The 20,440-nt window shown below is 63.4% G+C and carries 19 protein-coding genes; 10 read left to right on the top strand and 9 right to left on the bottom strand.

From position 1 onward, the window contains the following. Positions 1-111: 111 nt before the first annotated feature. On the bottom strand, positions 112-1,815 hold the full coding sequence (locus VWZ87_RS05345) for a divergent polysaccharide deacetylase family protein (RefSeq protein WP_416534871.1): 1,704 nt from the start codon (positions 1,813-1,815) through the stop codon (positions 112-114). Between the two features lie 199 nt (positions 1,816-2,014). Here VWZ87_RS05345 and VWZ87_RS05340 point away from each other — a divergent pair, with 199 nt between their 5' ends. The 7 genes from VWZ87_RS05340 (at position 2,015) to lexA (ending at position 7,575) form a co-directional block, all read left to right on the top strand. After that, positions 2,015-2,596 carry an anthranilate synthase component II gene (locus VWZ87_RS05340; protein WP_416534870.1) on the top strand — a complete coding sequence of 194 codons (582 nt, stop codon included), beginning with the start codon at positions 2,015-2,017 and terminating at the stop codon, positions 2,594-2,596. Next, positions 2,593-3,624: an anthranilate phosphoribosyltransferase gene (gene trpD, locus VWZ87_RS05335; protein WP_340545692.1), complete on the top strand. Its 1,032-nt coding sequence runs from the start codon at positions 2,593-2,595 to the stop codon at positions 3,622-3,624. The genes VWZ87_RS05340 and trpD overlap by 4 nt, the downstream gene beginning before the upstream one ends. Beyond that, positions 3,621-4,274, top strand: a complete 654-nt coding sequence (locus VWZ87_RS05330; RefSeq protein WP_416534869.1) for a uracil-DNA glycosylase — start codon at positions 3,621-3,623, stop codon at positions 4,272-4,274. The genes trpD and VWZ87_RS05330 overlap by 4 nt, the downstream gene beginning before the upstream one ends. Before the next feature lie 14 nt (positions 4,275-4,288). Next, positions 4,289-5,101 carry an indole-3-glycerol phosphate synthase TrpC gene (trpC, locus tag VWZ87_RS05325; protein ID WP_416534868.1) on the top strand — a complete coding sequence of 271 codons (813 nt, stop codon included), beginning with the start codon at positions 4,289-4,291 and terminating at the stop codon, positions 5,099-5,101. Then, the gene (moaC, locus tag VWZ87_RS05320) at positions 5,101-5,571 is read left to right on the top strand and encodes a cyclic pyranopterin monophosphate synthase MoaC (RefSeq protein ID WP_416534867.1); all 471 of its coding nucleotides are present in this window, start codon (positions 5,101-5,103) and stop codon (positions 5,569-5,571) included. The genes trpC and moaC overlap by 1 nt, the downstream gene beginning before the upstream one ends. Then, positions 5,572-6,744, top strand: a complete 1,173-nt coding sequence (glp, locus tag VWZ87_RS05315; protein ID WP_416534866.1) for a gephyrin-like molybdotransferase Glp — start codon at positions 5,572-5,574, stop codon at positions 6,742-6,744. Between the two features lie 153 nt (positions 6,745-6,897). Continuing rightward, on the top strand, positions 6,898-7,575 hold the full coding sequence (gene lexA, locus VWZ87_RS05310; RefSeq protein ID WP_340545697.1) for a transcriptional repressor LexA: 678 nt from the start codon (positions 6,898-6,900) through the stop codon (positions 7,573-7,575). Positions 7,576-7,643: 68 nt separating this feature from the next. Here lexA and VWZ87_RS05305 read toward each other — a convergent pair whose 3' ends face one another. Continuing rightward, positions 7,644-9,704 (bottom strand): ComEC/Rec2 family competence protein, encoded by a 2,061-nt coding sequence (locus VWZ87_RS05305; RefSeq protein WP_416534865.1) that lies wholly within the window; start codon positions 9,702-9,704, stop codon positions 7,644-7,646. Positions 9,705-9,783: 79 nt separating this feature from the next. On the opposite strand from VWZ87_RS05305, the gene gltX reads away from it, so the two are divergent. From gltX to VWZ87_RS05290, 3 genes are all read left to right on the top strand, one after another. Continuing rightward, positions 9,784-11,184 carry a glutamate--tRNA ligase gene (gene gltX / locus VWZ87_RS05300; RefSeq protein ID WP_340545699.1) on the top strand — a complete coding sequence of 467 codons (1,401 nt, stop codon included), beginning with the start codon at positions 9,784-9,786 and terminating at the stop codon, positions 11,182-11,184. Between the two features lie 126 nt (positions 11,185-11,310). Further along, on the top strand, positions 11,311-12,606 hold the full coding sequence (locus VWZ87_RS05295) for a citrate synthase (protein ID WP_340545700.1): 1,296 nt from the start codon (positions 11,311-11,313) through the stop codon (positions 12,604-12,606). 331 nt (positions 12,607-12,937) lie between these two features. Next, entirely contained in the window at positions 12,938-13,825 is an 888-nt protein-coding gene (locus VWZ87_RS05290) for a calcium-binding protein (protein ID WP_416534864.1), read from the top strand. A 151-nt stretch (positions 13,826-13,976) separates the two neighbouring features. Here the strand turns inward: VWZ87_RS05290 and VWZ87_RS05285 are convergent, their stop codons facing one another. From VWZ87_RS05285 to argC, 7 genes are all read right to left on the bottom strand, one after another. After that, entirely contained in the window at positions 13,977-14,753 is a 777-nt protein-coding gene (locus VWZ87_RS05285) for an enoyl-CoA hydratase-related protein (RefSeq protein WP_340545702.1), read from the bottom strand. Between the two features lie 180 nt (positions 14,754-14,933). Further along, positions 14,934-15,428, bottom strand: coding sequence for a cytochrome c-type biogenesis protein CcmH (locus VWZ87_RS05280; RefSeq protein WP_416534863.1), 495 nt, complete (start codon positions 15,426-15,428; stop codon positions 14,934-14,936). Continuing rightward, complete coding sequence (locus VWZ87_RS05275) at positions 15,425-17,389, bottom strand: heme lyase CcmF/NrfE family subunit (protein ID WP_416534862.1); 1,965 nt, start codon at positions 17,387-17,389, stop codon at positions 15,425-15,427. Before VWZ87_RS05275 ends, VWZ87_RS05280 begins: the two co-directional genes overlap by 4 nt. Before the next feature lie 107 nt (positions 17,390-17,496). Then, positions 17,497-18,105: a holin family protein gene (locus VWZ87_RS05270; RefSeq protein WP_416534861.1), complete on the bottom strand. Its 609-nt coding sequence runs from the start codon at positions 18,103-18,105 to the stop codon at positions 17,497-17,499. Then, positions 18,096-18,707, bottom strand: a complete 612-nt coding sequence (locus VWZ87_RS05265; protein ID WP_416534860.1) for a holin-associated N-acetylmuramidase — start codon at positions 18,705-18,707, stop codon at positions 18,096-18,098. The genes VWZ87_RS05270 and VWZ87_RS05265 overlap by 10 nt, the downstream gene beginning before the upstream one ends. A gap of 130 nt (positions 18,708-18,837) precedes the next feature. Further along, a complete protein-coding gene (ccmE, locus tag VWZ87_RS05260) occupies positions 18,838-19,281 on the bottom strand; it encodes a cytochrome c maturation protein CcmE (protein WP_340545707.1) in 444 nt (147 codons plus the stop codon). Positions 19,282-19,332: 51 nt separating this feature from the next. Continuing rightward, the gene (gene argC, locus VWZ87_RS05255) at positions 19,333-20,361 is read right to left on the bottom strand and encodes an N-acetyl-gamma-glutamyl-phosphate reductase (protein WP_416534859.1); all 1,029 of its coding nucleotides are present in this window, start codon (positions 20,359-20,361) and stop codon (positions 19,333-19,335) included. Positions 20,362-20,440: the final 79 nt, after the last annotated feature.

Raw genomic sequence — 20,440 nt, 5'->3', positions numbered from 1 at the left:
CGGCATCTCGACCGCCTGTCATCTTTCCCAAAATACTCTCGCCGAAGGCAAAAAAGGCGTCCCTCGTTCAGAGGGGCGCCTTTTTTACGCGGGCTCAGCCCGGCGCGCCGATCACTCGGCCTGCACCTGCGCCCGCAGAGAGGCCGACACCGGCGCCAGCGCCACCCGGTTGGCACGATCCTGAAGCCCCCAGATCAACAGCGCCGAAATCGTATCCGGCTGTACCCGCCCCAGCATGATCACCGCACCTTCCTGCCCGGCGCGGAAGGCAGCCTGATCCAGGAACCGGCGAATGGCCCGGGGATCCTGTCCGGCGCCATCGAAATCACGGAAGACCACACCGGCCGGCACCCCCTCACGCAGCGCCAGTTTCTGCACGGTATTCAGACCGGCATCCTGCGTCACCATCCCGTAGCCCATCGCGCCAAGCGCCGTGGCCATCTGATCGGCCAGCGGGCGGTTGCCCTGAAACCCGGTCTCGACCCCTTCCAGCACGGCGACAGCCTCCGGCAGGGTTTCCAGCCAGACCTGCAAGGCTGTTTCGGCATCCTGTGGCCCCGCATCGCGCGGCAAATCCGCCACCACCATGACCTCGAAACCAGCCGCGCGATGGCGGGCCATCTTGGCTGCGGCCTCGGGATCTTCGGGATCCAGCGCAAAGGTCAGCGGATAGGGGAAATCCTGCAAGGCTTCGGCGCCAATGGCCTCCGCATCGTCAATCAGGACAATCGACATCAGCGCGCGCCCGTCCTCCGGGGTAAAGGGCTGGGCATTCTGCTCAAACGGCACCCCGGCGGATGGCGTCGCAATCTGGCTGCCAGCGGCAGGGGCCTTGGCGTCATCGCGTTCGGTCAGCGGGCGCACCGGCGTGCCGATCTGCGGACGGCCAGCACTCTCAGAGGCTGAAGCGGATGGTTCCGGCGCGGAATTCGTGGTCGGCAGATCCGCAATCCGCCGCGTCGCTGGCGCCGTCGATGCTGCTGACCCGGTTCCGGCATTTTCTGGCTGGCCGACGCTTTCTGGCTGCGAAGGCTTGGCCTGGGCATCACTGGCCGCTGGCTGAGTGCCCACCTGCGCTGGTCCGGCGCGGCCGGGCGCCGGCAGCACAGGTGTCGGTGTCGGCCCGGGGGCTGCCCCAAGCGCCGGACCTGACGCCCCGCCCGTGGCTGGGCTGCTCAGCACCGGATCACCGGTTGTAATATTCGGCACCGGCAGACGGCTGGCGGCTGCGCTGCCGCTTGGCTCCTCGTCGCTGGGTGCAGCTGTTGCCGCGGTTCGGCTGTCGCCACCCGGATTGGCCTCAGTGCCCTGATCCGGGGTGGAGGCCAGCCGGGCTGGGGCTTCGCTTGCTGCCGCAGGCACCGGCGGCTGCGCCGGATCCGACACCACGACAAGCCTCTGCTCCTGGCTGGGCGCATTGGGGGCCGGCAGGGCCTCAACTGGGGTAACAGGCGCATCGCGCCCGACATCAATGGCAGGCGCGCCGACACCGCCCGGAGCAGCACGGGTGCCGCTCACCAGTTCGGTGCCAACCTCAGGACGTTCCGCCGGACCCGTATCGGCATCGGCCAGCGCCGCCAGATCATCGCCCACGACCTGCGGATCCAATGCGGCGGGCGGTGCCTCCACCAGATCTGGATCGGTGCCGCCACCGTCAACCGGCGTTTCCGCCGCCGGAGCCTGCACGACGCTGCGCGCCGGTTCAGCCACGCTGACCTCGACCGATTTGGGCAACGGCACCGACAGCGACCACACCACGGCGCCGCCTGCGGCCACCAAGGCCCCGAAACTCACGCCTCCAAGAAACCCTCGCATCTCTGTCCTGCCTCTCGTTGCCTTCTGGAACCGGTCGCATTCTGTCGGTCAAGCCGCCCCAACACGCCGTGGCACGATTGGCCTGGCCGCCGCTGGTGATGTGCACTTGACGCTGCCGCGCAACCCTGAACATGTATGTCGCGACCACTATACTGCGGCGCGGCCCCGGCCCGCCAGCCCTTAAACGAGCCCCGCGACTATGCTGCTGCTGATCGACAACTACGACTCCTTTACCTACAACCTCGTGCATTATCTGGGCGAATTGGGCGCTGATGTGCAGGTCCATCGCAATGATGCGCTGAACGTACAGGATGCGATGGCAATGAACCCCGCCGGCATCCTGTTGTCGCCGGGACCCTGCGACCCCGATCAGGCCGGTATTTGCCTGGCCCTGACCGAAGCCGCCGCCGAGACCAGGACCCCGCTGATGGGCGTCTGCCTTGGCCACCAGACCATCGGTCAGGCCTTTGGCGGCAAGGTCGTGCGCTGCAAGGACATCGTTCACGGCAAGATGGGCACCATGCACCACAACAACACCGGACTATTTGCCGGTCTGCCCTCCCCCTTTGAGGCGACACGCTATCATTCGCTGGTGGTGGAGCGCGACAGCCTGCCGGACAGTCTGGAGATCACCGCAGAGCTGGAAGATGGCACCATCATGGGGCTACAGCACAAGACTCTGCCGATCCACGGCGTCCAGTTCCACCCGGAATCCATCGCCTCCGAACACGGCCATGCGCTGCTCAAGAATTTCCTCGACGTGATGAAGGTGCCCGCATGAGCAATCAGATGAAGCCGCTGATCGACGCCGCTGCGGATCGCCCTCTCAGCCGGGCCGAAGCAGAGGCCGCCTTTACCCATCTGTTCGAAGGCAATGCCACGCCCAGCCAGATGGGCGGCCTGCTGATGGCCTTGCGCACCCGTGGCGAGACGGTCGATGAATACGCCGCCGCCGCCGCCGTCATGCGCGCCAAATGCAATCCCGTGGTGGCACCTGCGGGCGCGATGGACATTGTCGGCACCGGCGGTGACGGCAAGGGAACGCTCAATATCTCCACCGCCACCGCCTTTGTCGTCGCCGGTGCCGGAACCGTTGTCGCGAAACATGGCAATCGCAACCTGTCGTCAAAATCCGGCGCTGCGGATGCGCTTGGCCAGATGGGCATCAATGTCATGGTCGGCCCGAAAGTGGCCGAACAGGCGCTGCGCGAAGCAGGCATCTGCTTCATGATGGCGCCGATGCATCATCCGGCCATCGCCCATGTCATGCCCACCCGGCAGGAGCTGGGCACGCGCACGATCTTCAACATTCTCGGCCCGCTTACCAACCCGGCCGGTGTCAAACGTCAGCTCACCGGCGCCTTCAGCCGCGATCTGATCCGCCCGATGGCCGAAACCCTCGGGCAGCTGGGATCCGAACAGGCCTGGCTGGTGCACGGCTCCGACGGCACCGATGAGCTGACCATCACCGGCGTCAGCTGGGTTGCGGCACTGAACCCAGGTGGCAATGTCACCGAAATGGAGATCCACCCCGAGGACGCAGGCCTGCCGGTTCATCCGTTTGAGGCAATCGTCGGCGGCACACCCGAAGACAACGCAAAGGCGTTTGAGGCGCTGTTGTCAGGCGAAGCATCCGCCTACCGGGACGCGGTGTTGTTGAACTCTGCCGCCGCCCTGCTGGTGGCAGGCGCCGCGGATGATCTCAGAACCGGCGTCGAGATGGCGCGCAGCAGCATCGACAGCGGCGCCGCACGGGGCAAGATTGAAGCCGTCGCGCGGATCACCACAGCAGCTGCTGACAGCAAATGACCCCAGACCTCCCCGTTCCGGGTGGCTGGGGTGACCTGCCGTTTTTTGCCAATGATTATGCAAGCATCGCCAAGGCGGTGGCGGATGACCCACGTCAGATCCTGCCGCCCGTGGCGCAGCGGCTGGCGGCGCTGGAACTGACGCCGCCCGACCGCACCCGCGTTGTCATCCTCGGTCAGGATCCCTATCCGACGCCGGGTCATGCTCATGGTCTGGCCTTCTCGGTGGAGCCGGATGTCTGCCCCTTACCGCGCTCCTTGAACAATATTTTCAAGGAGTTAAGTGCTGACCTTGGTGTTGAGAAACCCAATGGCGACCTGCGCGGTTGGGCCCGTCAGGGTGTCTTGCTGCTCAATACCGTGCTCAGCGTGCCCGCAGGTGAGGCCAACGGCCACAAGCATCTGGGCTGGCAGGCGCTGGCCGATCAGGTGCTGGCCCGGAGCAGTCAGCGCCCGACGGCCTACATATTATGGGGTAAACAGGCCCAAGGGCTTGAAAAACATATTCAACCGGGCGATCACCTTATTCTGAGGACGGCCCATCCTTCACCCCTCTCGGCGCGCCGCGGCTTTTTCGGATCGCGCCCGTTTTCGGCGGTGAACAGCTGGCTGGCCCAACGCGGGCAGCCGCAGATTGATTGGAACGCGTGACCGGAGGCGTCAAGATGACTGAAACTGTGCTGGACAAGATCAAGGCCTACAAGCTGGAAGAGGTCGCCGCCGACAAGGCCGCCAAACCGCTTGAGACGGTCGAGGCCGAGGCCCGTGAAGCCGATCCGGTGCGCGGCTTTGCCAAGGCGTTGATGGCGGCCGGCCGTCAGGGTTACGGGCTGATCGCCGAGATCAAAAAAGCCAGCCCCTCCAAAGGCTTGATCCGCGAAGACTTCGATCCCGCAACCCTCGCCAAAGCCTATGAGGACGGCGGCGCAACTTGCCTGTCCGTGCTGACTGACACACCCAGTTTTCAGGGGGCAAAGCCGTTTTTGCCAGCGGCCCGCAATGCCTGCGCCCTGCCGGTGCTGCGCAAGGACTTCATGTATGATACCTATCAGGTGGCCGAGGCCCGTGCCCTTGGCGCCGATTGCATCCTGATCATCCTCGCTTCCGTCTCCGACATGCAGGCCGCCGAACTGGAGGCCGCTGCCTTTGAATGGGATATGGATGTGCTGCTTGAGGTTCATGACGAGGAAGAGCTGGACCGCGCCTGCAAGCTGAAATCGCCGCTCCTCGGCATCAACAACCGCAATCTCAAGACCTTCGACACCACGCTCGACACCACGCGCACCCTGTCGCGGCTGGTGCCTGCGGATCGCACCATCGTCTGTGAAAGCGGTCTTGCGACGCCCCAGGATCTCTCCGACATGGCGCGGTACGGCGCCCGCAGTTTCCTGATTGGCGAAAGCCTGATGCGCCAGGCGGATGTGACCGCCGCAACCCGTGATATCCTCGCAAACCCGCTGATGCCGGGGGCCATGTGATGGCGCTCACACATTTCGACGGCAAGGGCGATGCCCATATGGTCGACGTCTCCGACAAGGCGGTGACGGCACGGATCGCCACCGCCGAAGGTCACATAAGCATGGCGCGTGAAACCTTTGATATCATTTCGGAAGGTCGGGCAAAGAAAGGCGACGTTCTGAGCGTTGCCCGGCTGGCAGGCATCATGGGTGCCAAGAAAACGCCCGATCTGATCCCGCTCTGCCACCCGCTCCCGGTGACCAAAGTTGCCGTCGAACTGTGGCTCGATCCGGACCTGCCGGGGGTGCGCGTGGAAGCCACCGTAAAAACCACGGGCCAGACCGGCGTCGAGATGGAGGCGCTTACGGCTGTCTCCACCGCCGCGCTCACCGTCTATGACATGGCCAAGGCGGTGGATAAGGCGATGCAGATCGGCGGCATTCGCGTAACATTGAAAGACGGCGGAAAATCAGGCCGTTACGAGGCGTAGATGATCTCAGTATCCGAGGCCCTCGACACAGTTCTGAAACTGGTGGCCCCGATGCGGGTCGAAACGGTGCCGCTGCGCGCCGCAGCCGGTCGCGTTCTGGCGGCGCCGGTCTCGGCCAATCGCGACCAGCCGCCCTTCGCTGCCTCCGCGATGGACGGCTACGCGGTAAAGGCCGCCGAGGTTGAGCGTGACGCCATGTTCAAGGTGATCGGAGAAAGCGCCGCCGGTCATGGCTTCAAGGGCCGCGTCGGCCCCGGTCAGGCGGTCCGTATCTTTACCGGAGCGCCAGTGCCCGAAGGCGCTGATTTTGTGGTTATCCAAGAGGATACAAGCCGCACCGGATCCCTGATCACGATCTCGGATCATCCGGGGCCCGGCAACAATATCCGTCCCAAGGGTGGCGATTTTCAGTTCGGCAGCACGATCACGGCGCCGCGTCTGCTGTCGTCTGCCGATATCGCGCTGCTGGCCGCGATGAACATCGCCGAGGTGCCGGTGCATGTACGTCCGACCGTCGCCCTGATCTCGACCGGCGATGAACTGGTGCTCCCCGGCGATACGCCCGGCCCCGACCAGATCATCGCGTCCAACACCTTTGGCCTCGATGCGCTGCTCACGGCGGCTGGCGCCCGCGTCCGCATTCTGCCAATCGCCCGCGATACCGAAGGCAGCCTGCGCATGGCCCTGGATCTGGCCCGCGAGGCGGATCTGATCGTGACCATTGGCGGTGCCTCGGTGGGCGATCATGATCTGGTTGCCGGGGTAACCGAAAGCCTAGGCATGGCGCGCGCCTTCTACAAGGTTGCGATGCGCCCGGGAAAGCCGCTGATGGCCGGGACACTAGGCCGGTCCGCCATGGTCGGCCTGCCGGGAAATCCCGTGTCTGCAATGGTTTGCGGCCATGTCTTCCTGTTACCGATGCTGCGCGCCATGCAGGGGCTCCCGCCCCATGGTCCGCAACCGGCCGAGGCCCCCCTGGCGCAGGACCTGCCGGCCAACGGCCCGCGTACCCACTACATGCGGGCGCGGCTCAGCGCAGCGGAGCTGCATGTGTTTGACGATCAGGACAGCGCCCGGCTGACATTGCTTGCCGAGGCCAACGCGCTTGCCATCCGTCCCGCCAATGATCCGCCCCGCGCCAAGGGCACGATGCTTGCCTACCTTCCGATCTGATCGGATACGGCGATACACGCCGGCGGATTTCACTTTGCCAACAATTCAGCATCAATTCGGCTGCGTTTGACAGGTTTCATGCGACATGCCGTTGACACAAAACGGGAACATGCGTAGAACAAAGCGAAACATCGAGCGGCTGAGAGGGATGTCATGCTGACGAAGAAGCAACTGGACTTGCTGGATTTCATCAACACACGTCTGCAAAAGGATGGCGTCCCCCCAAGTTTTGACGAGATGAAGGTGGCGCTTGACCTGCGCTCGAAATCGGGCATCCACCGGCTGATCACCGCTTTGGAAGAACGCGGATTTATCCGCCGCCTCGCACATCGTGCCCGCGCGATCGAGATCATCCGCCTGCCGGACAGCCTCGGCAGCGCCCAGCAGATGACAGAGGCAGCGCCATCCGAACCGGCCAATCAGGTCTCCGCCCCGGCAATGATCGCCGCGATGGAGCTGCCCGTGATGGGCCGCATCGCCGCCGGCGTCCCGATTGAGGCGATTAACCAGGTCTCCCATCAGGTCGCGGTCCCGGCCTCCATGCTGTCAGCCCAGGGGCAGCATTTCGCGCTGGAGGTCCGTGGTGATTCAATGATCGAAGCCGGCATCAATGATGGCGATATCGTTGTCATCCGCGAAACCTCCGTGGCTGACAATGGCGATGTGGTGGTTGCGCTGGTCGATGGACAGGAAGCCACGCTGAAACGCATCTACCGCAAAGGCAGCACCATTGCGCTGGAGGCGGCAAACCCGGCCTATGAGACCCGCCAGTATCCGCAGGATCAGGTAAAGGTGCAGGGCCGCCTTGTCGGACTCATCCGCACCTATTGACCAGAGGGTCGCCCTCGAAGAGGGCCCGCCCCAAGAAACACGCCTTTGAAAGAGGCTGTCGAGGATTATCACCTGTCGCGCTGTGGAGTATGGCTCCACAGTCGGTCACCAACCACGTCGCTCGCCGAGATCCAGTGCCCGTCCGGTTGCAGCTGCACACTGCCAAGGGTGCGCAGGCTATCAGCATCAAACACCCTGCAGCCCCCCACCGGTGACAGTGGGATCGCGCTGACCAGCACCGCGTCCGCCGAGCAATCGCTCAGCGCTTCTGCGGCCGCCTTGCCAATCACATGGATCAGCGGCTGATCAGAGATCGCGAGATACGCCGACACCGATTTGCCCGCAACGCTGGGCGCCGCCACCGCGATCCGCTGCCACAGCAGCGCACGCTCGGCCTGGGTTAGCAGGCTGCCGTCGTTCTCCGCCCATCGCTCGGCCGCATAGCCATGCCCCTTTGCGCGGGACAAGGCGCGGCCCTGCGCTGTCATCACGCCAACCAGCCCACCATTTGGCGCGATCAGGACCACGGGTCGCGGATGTCCGTACCAGAGCCCCGCTGCCGTCAGCAGAACCGGCAGACCAACCCAGCGCAGCCGCCCTCGCCAGAGGGCCAGCAGCAGCGCGCCGAGGGCAACCAGCGGCAACACCACGGCGGGCGGCATCTGGACCGCCCCCTGCGCGCCCTCCAGTCCGGCCACCCAATTGGCAACCGACAGGATCCAGCGGATGCCGAGGTCCATCAGCGCCAACCCGACACCGGATGCCCCGACCGGTGCGAGGCAGAGCGCCAGCACCGCCGCAGGAACCACCAGCAGCCCCATAACCGGCACCGCCAGAACATTGGCCAGCAACCCGTAGTGAGACAGCATATTGAAATGCGCCGCCCCAAAGGGGGCCGTGGAAACGCCCGCAACCAGGGACGACAGCACCACCCCACCCACCATCCGCAGCCAGCGCGCGCCACCCGGCGCAACGTGATCCCGCAGCGCGCCGAAGACGACCACCAGCGCCGTTGTCGCCGCAAAACTCATCTGAAACCCGGGGCCAAGCAGGCTTTCCGGGCGGATCGCCAGGATCACCAGTGCCGCAAGCGCCACCGCCCGCAGCGACAGGGCGCGCCGATCCAGCAGCACCGCGCCCAGCATCATCGCAACCATGACATAGGCACGGGTACTGGCGACCTGCATGCCTGACAGCAGCAGGTAGGCGCTCGCCGCAAGAAGCGCACCAACCGCGGCCAATTTCTTGGCGTTTACCCGCTGCGCATAGGCCGGAACCAGCGCCATCAGCAGCCGCAGGCCGCCAAAGACGACGCCCGCCAGAAGCCCCATGTGCAGCCCTGAAATTGCCAGCAGATGTGCAAGGTTGCTGGCTCTAAGCGCCTCCAGTTCCACCTGCGGGATGGCAGAGCGATCCCCGGTGGTGATGGCCGCGGCAAAGCCACCTGTGGCTTTCGGCATCTGGTCACGGATACGGTCGGAAATCCGCTGTCTCAGCTGCTGTACGGGCAGATCAGACCGGCTCGGCTGAACGCGCAGAACCGGCACCCGAGTATAGCCAACAGCCCCCAGGCGCTGAAACCAGGCGTGCCTGCGAAAATCAAAGCCATGGGGCTCCACCGGTCCCTGCGGCGGCATCAGATGTGCGGTGGTCATGACCCGGTCGCCGATACCCGGCAGCGCGGCCCCGACCGGCAGTGACAGCCTCACCCGTGCCGGAGTGGCCCCAGCCGCCAGACGGTCCAGCACAGGCTGATCGAGGGTGATGCGCAGCCGGTCCCGGGCGGAGCGATCTATCGCGATTACCCGCCCTTCGACCGGGCCGTAATAGCGAAAGCTCAGCACCGGGGCAGCAACCGAATGGGCGCGCATCCCGGCGGCCGCAAAGCCGAGCGCGATCGTCACAATCGCCCAGCCTAGAAACACCAGCCCGTCCTGCCGGTCACCACGCCGCAACAGCAGCGCCCCACCCAGCGCAACGCCGCCCAGGCCGAAATAGTGAACTGCCACAGGTTCAAACCGCAGAGAAAAGAAAAAACCGATCCCGGTGCCGAACAGGACCGGCACCCAGGGAAACAGCTCCCCGCGCTGGGATTGCAGCAGACTGTCAAGAATGCCCAGGGCGCGCATGCTTGCTCCTTGCCTTCTGGCTCGGTAGACAGGCGACAAAACTACCCTTTCCATGGTTTCCAAAAGGTAAATCACCCCCATGTCCAAACCGGTCGTTACCCGTTTCGCCCCCTCTCCCACCGGCTATCTGCATATCGGTGGTGCGCGCACCGCGCTGTTCAACTGGCTTTATGCCCGTGGGCGCGGCGGCAAATTCCTGCTGCGTATCGAGGACACCGACCGCGAGCGCTCCAACCCCGAGGCGACCGCCGCCATTCTGCAGGGCATGGCCTGGCTGGGTCTGGATCACGATGGCGAGGTGGTCAGCCAGTTCGAAGGCGCCGAACGTCATGCCGCCGTTGCGCGTGAACTGCTTGAGGCGGGCAAGGCCTATAAGTGCTTTGCAACGCAGGACGAAATTGCCGCCTTCCGCGACCAGGCCAAGGCCGAGGGCAAATCGACGCTCTATCGCTCGCCCTGGCGAGACGCCGATGCCAGCAGCCATCCCGATGCGCCCTATGTGATCCGCATCAAGGCGCCGCAGCAGGGCAGCACCGTCATCCGAGACGAGGTTCAGGGCGATGTCACCATCAAGAACGAGCAGCTTGACGATATGATCCTGCTGCGCTCGGATGGGACGCCCGTCTACATGCTGGCCGTGGTGGTGGATGATCACGATATGGGCGTCACCCATGTCATCCGGGGCGATGACCACCTCAACAATGCCGCGCGCCAGATGATGATCTACGAAGCCATGGGCTGGGATGTTCCGGTCTGGGCCCATATCCCGCTGATCCATGGCCCTGATGGCAAGAAACTGTCCAAACGCCACGGCGCCCTCGGCGCGCAGGAATACCAGGCGATGGGCTATCCGGCTGCGGGCATGCGCAACTATCTGGCGCGTCTCGGCTGGAGCCATGGCGATGACGAATTTTTTACGGATGAGCAGGCCCGTGACTGGTTCGACCTTGACGGTATCGGCAAAAGCCCGGCACGATTTGACACCAAGAAGCTCGAAAACCTCTGTGGTCAGCACATTGCGATCAGCGATGATGCTGCGCTGCGGAATGAGCTGCAGGCCTATCTTGCCGCTGCTGGCAAGCCACAGTTAAATGACGTTCAGTCAAACGATCTTGAACGTGCGATGTATTGCCTCAAGGACCGAGCCAAGACTTTTCCGGAGCTGCTTGAAAAGGCTCATTTTATTCTCGCTTCACGCCCGCTCGATCTCGACGAGAAGGCGGCAAAGGCCCTGGCATCTGTATCCGACGGTATACTGAGTCAATTGACGCCGCAGCTGCAAAATGCTAGCTGGTCCCGAGACGATCTGGAGGCGCTTCTGAATACATTTGCAGAAGCACGGGATACCAAGTTCGGCAAACTGGCAGGCCCGTTGCGGGCAGCGCTGGCAGGCCGTGCGGTAACACCTTCAGTTTTCGATATGATGCTGATTCTGGGCCGGGACGAAACACTGGCCCGACTCGCCGACGTTGCCGACTGACCCCATCGTTAACCGCTGGGTAAGCCGGTACCGCTATGACCTCACCTGCGCGGTTGCCGTGCAGGTGCTGCCTGCACAAGGCGGGGGCCTCCCCCGCTTTCGCGCCTGTATCAGGAAGGGACATCTATGACCGATACAAAGAAAACCGCCCAGCTCAGCCTGAATGGCGAAACTTACGAGCTTCCCATTTTTTCGCCGACGACCGGGCCCGATGTTCTTGATATCCGCAAGCTCTACAGCCAGGCCGGTGTGTTCACCTATGATCCCGGTTTCACCTCGACCGCAAGCTGCGACAGCACGATCACCTATATCGACGGCGGCAAGGGTGAGCTGCTGCACCGCGGCTATCCGATTGACCAGCTGGCATCCAAGTCGCACCACCTCGAAGTCTGCTACCTGCTGCTTTATGGTGAACTGCCGACCGCAGCCCAGCTGGAAGATTTCGAGACCCGCGTGACCCGTCACACCATGGTGCATGAACAGATGCACAACTTCTTCCGCGGTTTCCGCCGCGACGCGCATCCGATGGCAACCCTGGTGGGTGTTGTGGGTGCAATGTCGGCTTTCTATCACGACTCCACCGACATCAATGACCCCTGGCAGCGTGAAGTGGCCGCGATCCGCTTGATCGCCAAACTGCCCACCATTGCTGCGATGGCCTATAAATATTCCATCGGCCAGCCGTTCGTGTATCCGCGCAACGATCTGGATTACGCGGCCAACTTCCTGCACATGTGTTTCTCGGTTCCGGCAGAAGAATATCACGTCGACCCGATCCTCGCCCGCGCGATGGACCGGATCTTCATTCTGCACGCCGATCACGAGCAGAACGCGTCGACCTCGACCGTGCGTCTGGCGTCCTCGTCCGGCGCGAACCCCTTTGCCTGTATCGCTGCGGGCATCGCCTGCCTCTGGGGTCCGGCCCACGGCGGCGCCAACCAGGCCTGCCTGGAAATGCTGAAGGAAATCGGCTCCGTTGACCGGATCCCCGAATTCATCGAACGCGCCAAGGACAAGAACGATCCGTTCCGTCTGATGGGCTTTGGCCATCGGGTCTACAAGAACACCGATCCGCGCGCCAAGGTGCTGAAACAGTCCGCTGATGAGGTTCTGGAGCTGCTGGGCGTTGAAAACAACCCGCTGCTGCAGGTCGCCAAGGAACTGGAGCGCACTGCGCTCAACGATGAGTATTTCATCGAGAAGAAACTGTTCCCGAACGTCGATTTCTACTCCGGCATCATCCTTGAGGCGATGGGCTTCCCGACCTCGATGTTCACCCCGATCTTCGCGCTGTCGCGCACCGTCGGCTGGATTTCGCAGTGGAAAGAAATGATCGCGGATCCGCAGAACAAGATCGGTCGCCCGCGCCAGCTCTACCTCGGCGAAACCGCCCGCGATTACGTCGACATCGAAAAGCGCTGACCGGCAGCCGGTCTGCCCAGACCTAGCTGACCATCACAGATATGAACCCTGCCTCCTAGGAGGCAGGGCTTTTTCATGGCCCCGACCTCGCAACCCCCAAGCCGCGCGCCCGCGCCGCAGCGCAACACATCTTTAGATTGCATGTCCGCGCCTTTCGGATAGGTCAACAATCAAAAGGTTAGGTCCGGGATGTTTCCAATGCAGAAACCTGGTTAACCCTTTTCATCGCATTTTACTCAACTACGAAGGGTTTCGATTGACGAATTTTGACCTCGGCAATAGGCATAATCGCAATTGCTAATTAAACCTTAACGGGAGACGCACCGTGCTAATGCTTATGACAATGTTGGGGGTCGGCCTGCTGGCGGGTGTGATCATCAACGATTCCGACGACTCAGACAGCAATGACTCCAACGCAGATGAAAGCGGTAACGAGGAAAACGCGACCGTGATCGAGGGCAGCGAGGGTGCCGACCTGCTGTTCGGCACCACCGGCAGCGAAAACCTGCTTGGCGGTGAGGGTGACGACAATATCGACGCACGCGGCGGTCCCGATACGATCGAAGGCGGCGCAGGCGACGACCGGCTGGACGGTGGCTCGGCAAATGACAACGTCTTTGGTGGCGATGGTGATGACACTCTCATCGGTGGCAATGGCGATGATTTCATGCGCGGCAATGCCGGTGATGACACGCTGATTGACACCCGCGGCGCGGATCATCTGGTCGGCGGTCAGGGCAATGACCTGATCATCGCCGCAGGCATTCTGGACGAAGGCGCCTATGAAGACATCGTTCAGGGCCGCGAGACGCCGACCTCCGCAGCCGAGGTCAACGCCCTGCTGAACTTTGACTACACGGCGGATCAGGACGCTGCTGGCGATACCATCAATGCCGGCGCCGGTGACGACTCCGTGCTCTTTGGTCTCAACGATACGGTGACCGGTGGCAGCGGCAACGACAGCTTCGAAACCGGAGCCTGGCTGACCGAGGATGAACAGGCGACCATTACCGATTTCACGGCGGATGATGACCGGGTGGTCTATTACTACGACGAAACCGAAGACGAGCCGGAGCTGGAGGTGATCACCCGCGCAAATGAGGACGGCGGCACCGATGCCTATCTCGTTGCAGACGGCGAGGAGGTCGTGCGCCTGATCAATGCCGGTGCCAGCTTCAACCTGGCCGAACATGTCGCCCTGGTGGCCCGCAGCAGCTGACCAGGTGATCTGCCGGGCCGGGTCAATTGATCCGGCCCGGTCCGGCAGGACCCTTGGCGCAAAAAGAAACCCGCCCCCGCGCAGTCGATGCGCATCAGGGGCGGGTTTTGCATTTCAGGAACGGCATCAGCCGATCACGGATTGCACCGTCTTAGCGGCCCTCGAACTTCGCGGGGCGTTTTTCCATAAAGGCGGTGACCCCTTCCATGAAGTCCCGGGTCTTGCCGCATTGGCCTTGCAGATGGGCCTCCTCGGACAGCTGCTCCGGCAGGCTGTTGCCATAGCCATCGCGGATCGCGCTCTTGATCGCGCCGAACGCACGGGTCGGGCCATTCGCCAGATAGGCCGCACGGGCGCGCCAATGGGCGTCAAATTCGGCGTCGGGAATGGCTTCCCAGATCATGCCCCAGTCGCTCGCCTGTTTGGCGGAGATCTTATCGGCGAACAGCGCGGCCCCCATTGCCTTGGCCATGCCCATCTGGCGCGGCATGAACCAGGTGCCGCCGGCATCCGGCATCAGGCCAATACGGGCAAAGGCCTGCATGAAATAAGCGCTCTCGGTGGCGATCACCACATCGGCGGCCAGCGCCAGATTGGCCCCCGCGCCCGCAGCCGGGCCGTTTACCGCGGCAATGGTCGGCACCGGGCAGTTATAGATCGCTTCCAGCATCGGGGTGTATTCATCCCGCAGCGTCCGTTCCAGATCCAGCTTGCCCTGGCTTGCGGCGTCGGACAGATCCTGCCCCGAACAGAATGACACGCCGGAACCGGTCAGGACCACCGCACGGGCCTCTTTGCCCGCGCGCTGCATCGCATGGGTGATCTCCGCCCGCGTCAGACCGGTCAGCGCGTTCATCTTTGCGGGTCGGTTCAGCGTCACAACGGCCAAGCCGTCTTCCAGCGAGAACAGAATTTCCTTGTAATCCATCAAAGGGCCTCGTGGTTAAAGGTTTTTCGCAGACTTGCCTATGCAAGCCCGCAGGAAAAGGCAAACGCCGCGTAACCTCTTGCTGCAAAACCACCCGCGGAGGGGCGCTGGCCGGCGCTGTGCCGCTGCGGTTGTATGTGCGGTCCAATCGCCCCCACCCGCGCGGCACGTCTTGGTAGCTCAGTCTTTCAGGATGCGATCCAGCTGCGCACGTTCCTGCGCGCTAAGGCTGTCGGCGCCGGGGTCCTCCGCCTCCGGCGTGCGGCTGCGGGCGCGGATATAGCCCCCGGCCAGCAGCAGCGCCATCACCAGCATCAGCGGACCGGCGGCATAAAGCAGCCAGTTGGCACCGTTTGCACGCGGGCTGAGCAACACATATTCACCGTAGCGCTCCACGATGAAGCCCATCGCCTCGGCGTCGCTGTCACCGGCCACCAGCCGCTCGCGCACCAGCAGGCGCAGATCACGAGCCAGATCGGCATTGCTTTCGTCGATATTCTCGTTGCGGCAGACCAGACAGCGCAGATCCTTCGACAGCTCACGCGCGCGACCTTCCAGAACCGGATCATCAAGAATTTCGTCAGGTTCAACCGCCAGCGCCGGGGTGCAGGTGGCAACCATCGGAGCCAGCAGGGTCAACGCCACCAACAGCCGGGCAAGAAACAGCCGTGTCATTCGGCGGGCACTCCTTCACGCGGGGCGCGGCGCGCGCCTGCCGCAACGCGGAAACGACGGTCACTCAGGCTCAGCAGACCACCCAAGGCCATCAACAGGCAGCCACCCCAGATCCAGTTCGCCAGCGGTTTAATATAGGTCCGTACCGTCCAGCCACCATTGGCCTGCTGGTCGCCGATCACCACATAGAGATCGCGCAGGAACCGGTAGTCTATCGCCGCCTCGGTGGTCGGCATCCGCGACACCGGATACTCACGCTTCTCCGGGTTCAGCAGCGCCACGAACCGCCCTGCCCGGGTCACTTCGATATCCGCCATGGTGCTGAAATAATTCGGCCCCTGCACCCGGCGCACGGCCTGCAGCTCCAGCGTATAGGCGCCGACGTCGAAGGGCCGGTTCACCTCGGCCACGCGAATGTCTTCGTCCTGCCAGGCGGTCAGCCCGGCGATGGCAAAGATCGTGACCCCCAGACCGGCATGGGCCAGCGCCTTGCCCCAATCCGCACGCGGCAGGCGCAACAGACGCTGCCAGCGCCCGGTCGCGCTGCCCCGCAGCCAGAGGTCAGCAAAGGCGCCAACCACGATCCACACCCCGAGGAACAGCCCGATTGGCCCTAGGCCGGACCGGCCGGTCTGCATCGCCCAGGCCAGCACGCCAAACGCCAGCGCCAGCCCAAAGACAAAACGCAGCCGCCAGGCCGTGCGCGCCAGAAGGCCGCGTTTCCACGGCAGCATCGCACCCACCGGCAGGATCGCGCCGAGCACCACCATGAAGGGGGTGAAGGCTGCGTTGAAGAACGGCGGACCCACACTCAGCTTGCGGTCAAAGGCCATCTCCGCCACCACCGGCCAGAGCGTGCCGAAGAAGACGACAAAACAGCTCACCGCCAGCAGGATGTTATTGGCCACCAGCGCGGTCTCGCGGCTGACGAGGCCAAAGACCCCCTTGGCCTGCATCGCCTGTGCGCGCAGCGCGAACAGCAGCAGCGCGCCACCGGTGAAAATCGCCAGAATATAGAGGATGAACACCCCGCGCTCTGGGTCGCTGGCAAAAGCATGGACCGAGGTCAGCAGGCCGGATCGCACGATAAACGTGCCAATCAGCGAAAAGCCAAAGGCAAGAATGGCCAGCAGGATGGTCCAGCTTTTCAGGGCTTCGCGCTTTTCCACCACGATGGCGGAATGCAGCAGCGCTGCCGCCAGCAGCCAGGGCATGAAGGAGGCATTTTCCACCGGATCCCAGAACCAGAAGCCGCCCCAGCCCAGCTCGTAATAGGCCCACCAGGACCCCAGCGCGATACCGATGGTGAGAAAGATCCAGGCCGCCAAGGTCCAGGGCCTGACCCAGCGCCCCCACGCGGCGTCAATCCGCCCCTCGATCAGCGCCGCCACGGCAAAGGAAAACGCCATGCTCAGGCCGACATAGCCAAGGTAGAGGAACGGCGGATGAAAGGCGAGACCGGGGTCCTGCAACAAGGGGTTCAGCCCCTGCCCGTCAAACGGCGGCACCGCAAGGCGCAGGAACGGGTTTGAGGTAAACAGGATGAAGGCAAAGAACGCCACGCCAATCGCCGCCTGTACTGACAGCACCCGGGCCTTCAGCGTTGGCGGCAGGCCATTGCCAAAGACCGAGGCCACGGCGCCAAACAGGCTGACAATCAGCACCCAGAGCAGCATCGACCCTTCGTGATTGCCCCAGGTGCCGGAGATTTTGTAAAGCATCGGCTTGGCGGAATGGCTGTTCAGCGCCACCAGCCGCAGCGAGAAATCCGACGTGATAAAGGCCCACATCAACGCCCCAAAGGAAAAGGCGGTAAAGAAGAACTGCGCCTGCGCCGCAGGCTCGGCCACCGACATCCAGCCGGGCCAGCGGAAATGGGCGCCAACCAAGGGCACCACCATCTGCACGGTGGCAATCACAAAGGCAAGGATGAGGGCGAAGTGACCGAGTTCTGTAATCATAGCCTATCTATAGGGCGATCCGGCAAGGCCGCCAATCGCAATCGGCGCGTCCTCACGCCGCAGTGTGCGCTGTTCTGAGGGCACAGGCATCGCGTACACCACCCCTGTCACCTTGCTGCTCGGGAGAGGGCCATCCAGTCCTCCAGCGCTGGATTTTCAACGAGATCATAATCACTTGCGTCGACATCACCATGCAGCACCGGTGAGTTTGCCGATGCCGGGGCCTGAGGGTCAGCGCGGCGCAGCGCGTCGATCCGGGCGACATTCGCCGCGACCGCCGGAACCTGCGCGAGGCTTTCGGCGATCTCGCGCTGGAACCCCTGGCTTTTGAGCTGCTGGCGTGCCCCGAAATAGAAGGAGACGATCACGCCCAGCAACCACCACAGTGGCTCCGGGACCAGCGCCAGCCCCTGCATTCGGGCCGCAAACCACACGGGATCCACCATCGCCGAGCCGAGCAGCGCCAGCGTCGACAGCGCCAGCAAGGGCCGCGGCAGCCGGTTCAGCCCGTCCATCCAGCGGTCGAACCAGCCTCTGGGCGCGCTGCCGCCGCCACGGGCAAATTCCGCCGCCAGCTGGGCCAGCGCATCCGCGCGGCGCGCCTGATCCCGCTCCGCACCGGCTTCGGCGTTCTCGCGAAACACCTCCAGCGTTTCGACAACGACATTCCGCTCCCGGCCGAACAGGCCCCGCAGCACATCCGCAATCAGCCCCATGTCGCCACCCGTGCCTGAAATTCTGCCGGGCTGAGGTGATATTGCGGCGAGATGAAGCTTTCGGCCCGCAGAATCCAGCCACCCTTGCCGCCCTTTCGGGTTCGGGCATATTTGCGGCTGGCCGGACGCCGGTCGGCAATGCGAAAGTAATAGTTCCGCCGGGCCACGCCATAGGCGTCCCGCAGCGCAACGCGGCCGATCTTGGCCGCCGCGCGGGCCGCCGTGGCGGTCTGCGGGCCGATCCGCCCATCCACGGCCAGCTCATAGCCCATCTGCGCCAGCAGGCGCTGCAAAATCCGCACCGCATTGGCTCCGGCATTTACATACATGTCAAAGACCGAGGGCTGAAGCACCTCCGGCAGCGCCGCGATCCGGGGCCGGTCGAAGTAATGCCGGATGTAGAGATCCACCGCCTGCGCCTCGCTGACTGCCGCAACATCCGCCTTGTCGATGTCACCATCACCGGTCAGATCCATGCCGAGGCGCTGGAGCGTGCCGAGTGTCACACCGTGTTTGGTGGCGCCGCCGGGATCATCCGGGTCGTCCACATAGCCGCCTTCGCGGGCGATGATTTCCTGAGCGATGGCTTTGATGTCCTGCATGGGTCAGTCCCTTTGATTGGTTCGGGACACCAGCATGACAATGAAAAATGAGCGCACCCGGACCTCGGCGCGCGCTCGGATCGCAACACCCGATCCGAGCGCGTGATCGGGTGTCAAGAAAACTGGAGGATCAGCTCTCCGGGGCCTGATACACGCCTTGTTCCTTTAGCGCGTCCATGACCTCTTTCGGCATATAGGTCTCATCATGTTTGGCAAGGATTTCAGAAGCTTCAAACACGCCATTGATGTAGCGACCGGTGCCGACCATACCCTGGTTCTCAGAGAACAGATCCGGCAGCACACCGGTATAGGTGACCGGGACTGAGGCGCCGCCATCCGTCACCACAAAGCGCAGGGTCTCGCCCTGACCACGCACGATGCTGCCCTCCTCGACCAGCCCGCCGATGCGAAAGACCTCGCTTGCCTCCGGTGGCGCCGCAATCACCTGGCTGGGCGAGCGGAAGAAATTGATGCCGTCGCGCATGGCGTAGCCAATCAACGCCGTCGCCACCACCAGCGCCACAGTTGTGAGCGCGATGATCTGGATACGGCGTTGTTTCTTCAGTGACTTCATCGGAGCCTCTTGGGTGCGGTCCGGCGCCGGAGGGCGCCAGACAATCGGGTATCAGGGGAACAGCGGCGCCATCATCAGCCCCGTGGTCTCCTCTTCACCTAACATCAGGTTGGCGTTCTGCAAGGCTTGCCCGCTGCTACCTTTTGTCAGGTTATCAAGTGCCGCAACAATGATGGCGCGGCCTTCGATCCGGTCTGCGGCGACCCCGATGTGGCAGAAGTTGGAGCCACGGATATGCCGCGTTGAGGGCGCCTCACCAAAGGGCAGCAGCTCGATGAAGGGCTCATCCGCATAAGCGCTGGCAAAGGTCTGATGGATCGTCTGTGCGTTCCCTTTGACATAGACGGTGGCCAGAATGCCGCGGTTGGCCGGCACCAGATGCGGGGTGAACTGCACCTTGACCGGGCGGCCTGCGATCTTGGAAAACTCCTGGTCAAACTCGCCCAGATGGCGGTGCGTGCCACCGATGGCATAGCCGTGGTACCCTTCGCTCAGCTCGGCGTGCAGCAGGTTTTCCTTCAGGCTGCGGCCAGCGCCGGAAACGGCGCACTTCAGGTCCAGAATGATGTCATCGAGATCAATCACCCCGGCCGCGATCAGCGGGCGCAGCGCAAACTGGCCCGTGGCCGCATTACAGCCAGTGCCGGCCACCAGCCGCGCGGATCTGATTTCCTCGCGGTAGAATTCGGTCAGGCCATAGACCGCCTCTTTCTGCTGCGCCGGCGCGGCATGAGGGTTGCCGTACCATTTTTCATATTCCGCAGGATCGCGCAGCCGGAAATCCGCCGACAGATCCACGATCTTCAGATCCTGCGGCAGGGCGGCAATCACGTCCTGGCTGGTCTTATGCGGCAGCGCGCAGAAACACAGGTCGATGCCCGCAAAGTCGATTTCGTCAATCTTGCAGAGCACCGGCAGATCCATATGGCGCAGATGCGGGAACACCTCGGCCATGGTCATGCCTGCCTTACGGTCGGCAGAGAGGGCGGCAATTTCGATCGTGGGGTGCTGATCAATCAGCCGCACCAGTTCAGCGCCGGTGTAACCGGAGGCGCCCAGAATAGCTACTTTATGGGTCATCATGGACCTCTTTGAAACGAGGGAAGAACGAGATGCCGCGTCGAGATTGCGGCAGTGATAGCAAAGACGGTGGTGACCA

The organism is Phaeobacter sp. JH20_37 (assembly GCF_048056015.1).
Lineage (GTDB): Bacteria > Pseudomonadota > Alphaproteobacteria > Rhodobacterales > Rhodobacteraceae > Phaeobacter > Phaeobacter bryozoorum.
This window is presented reverse-complemented; position numbering and strand designations above follow the sequence as displayed.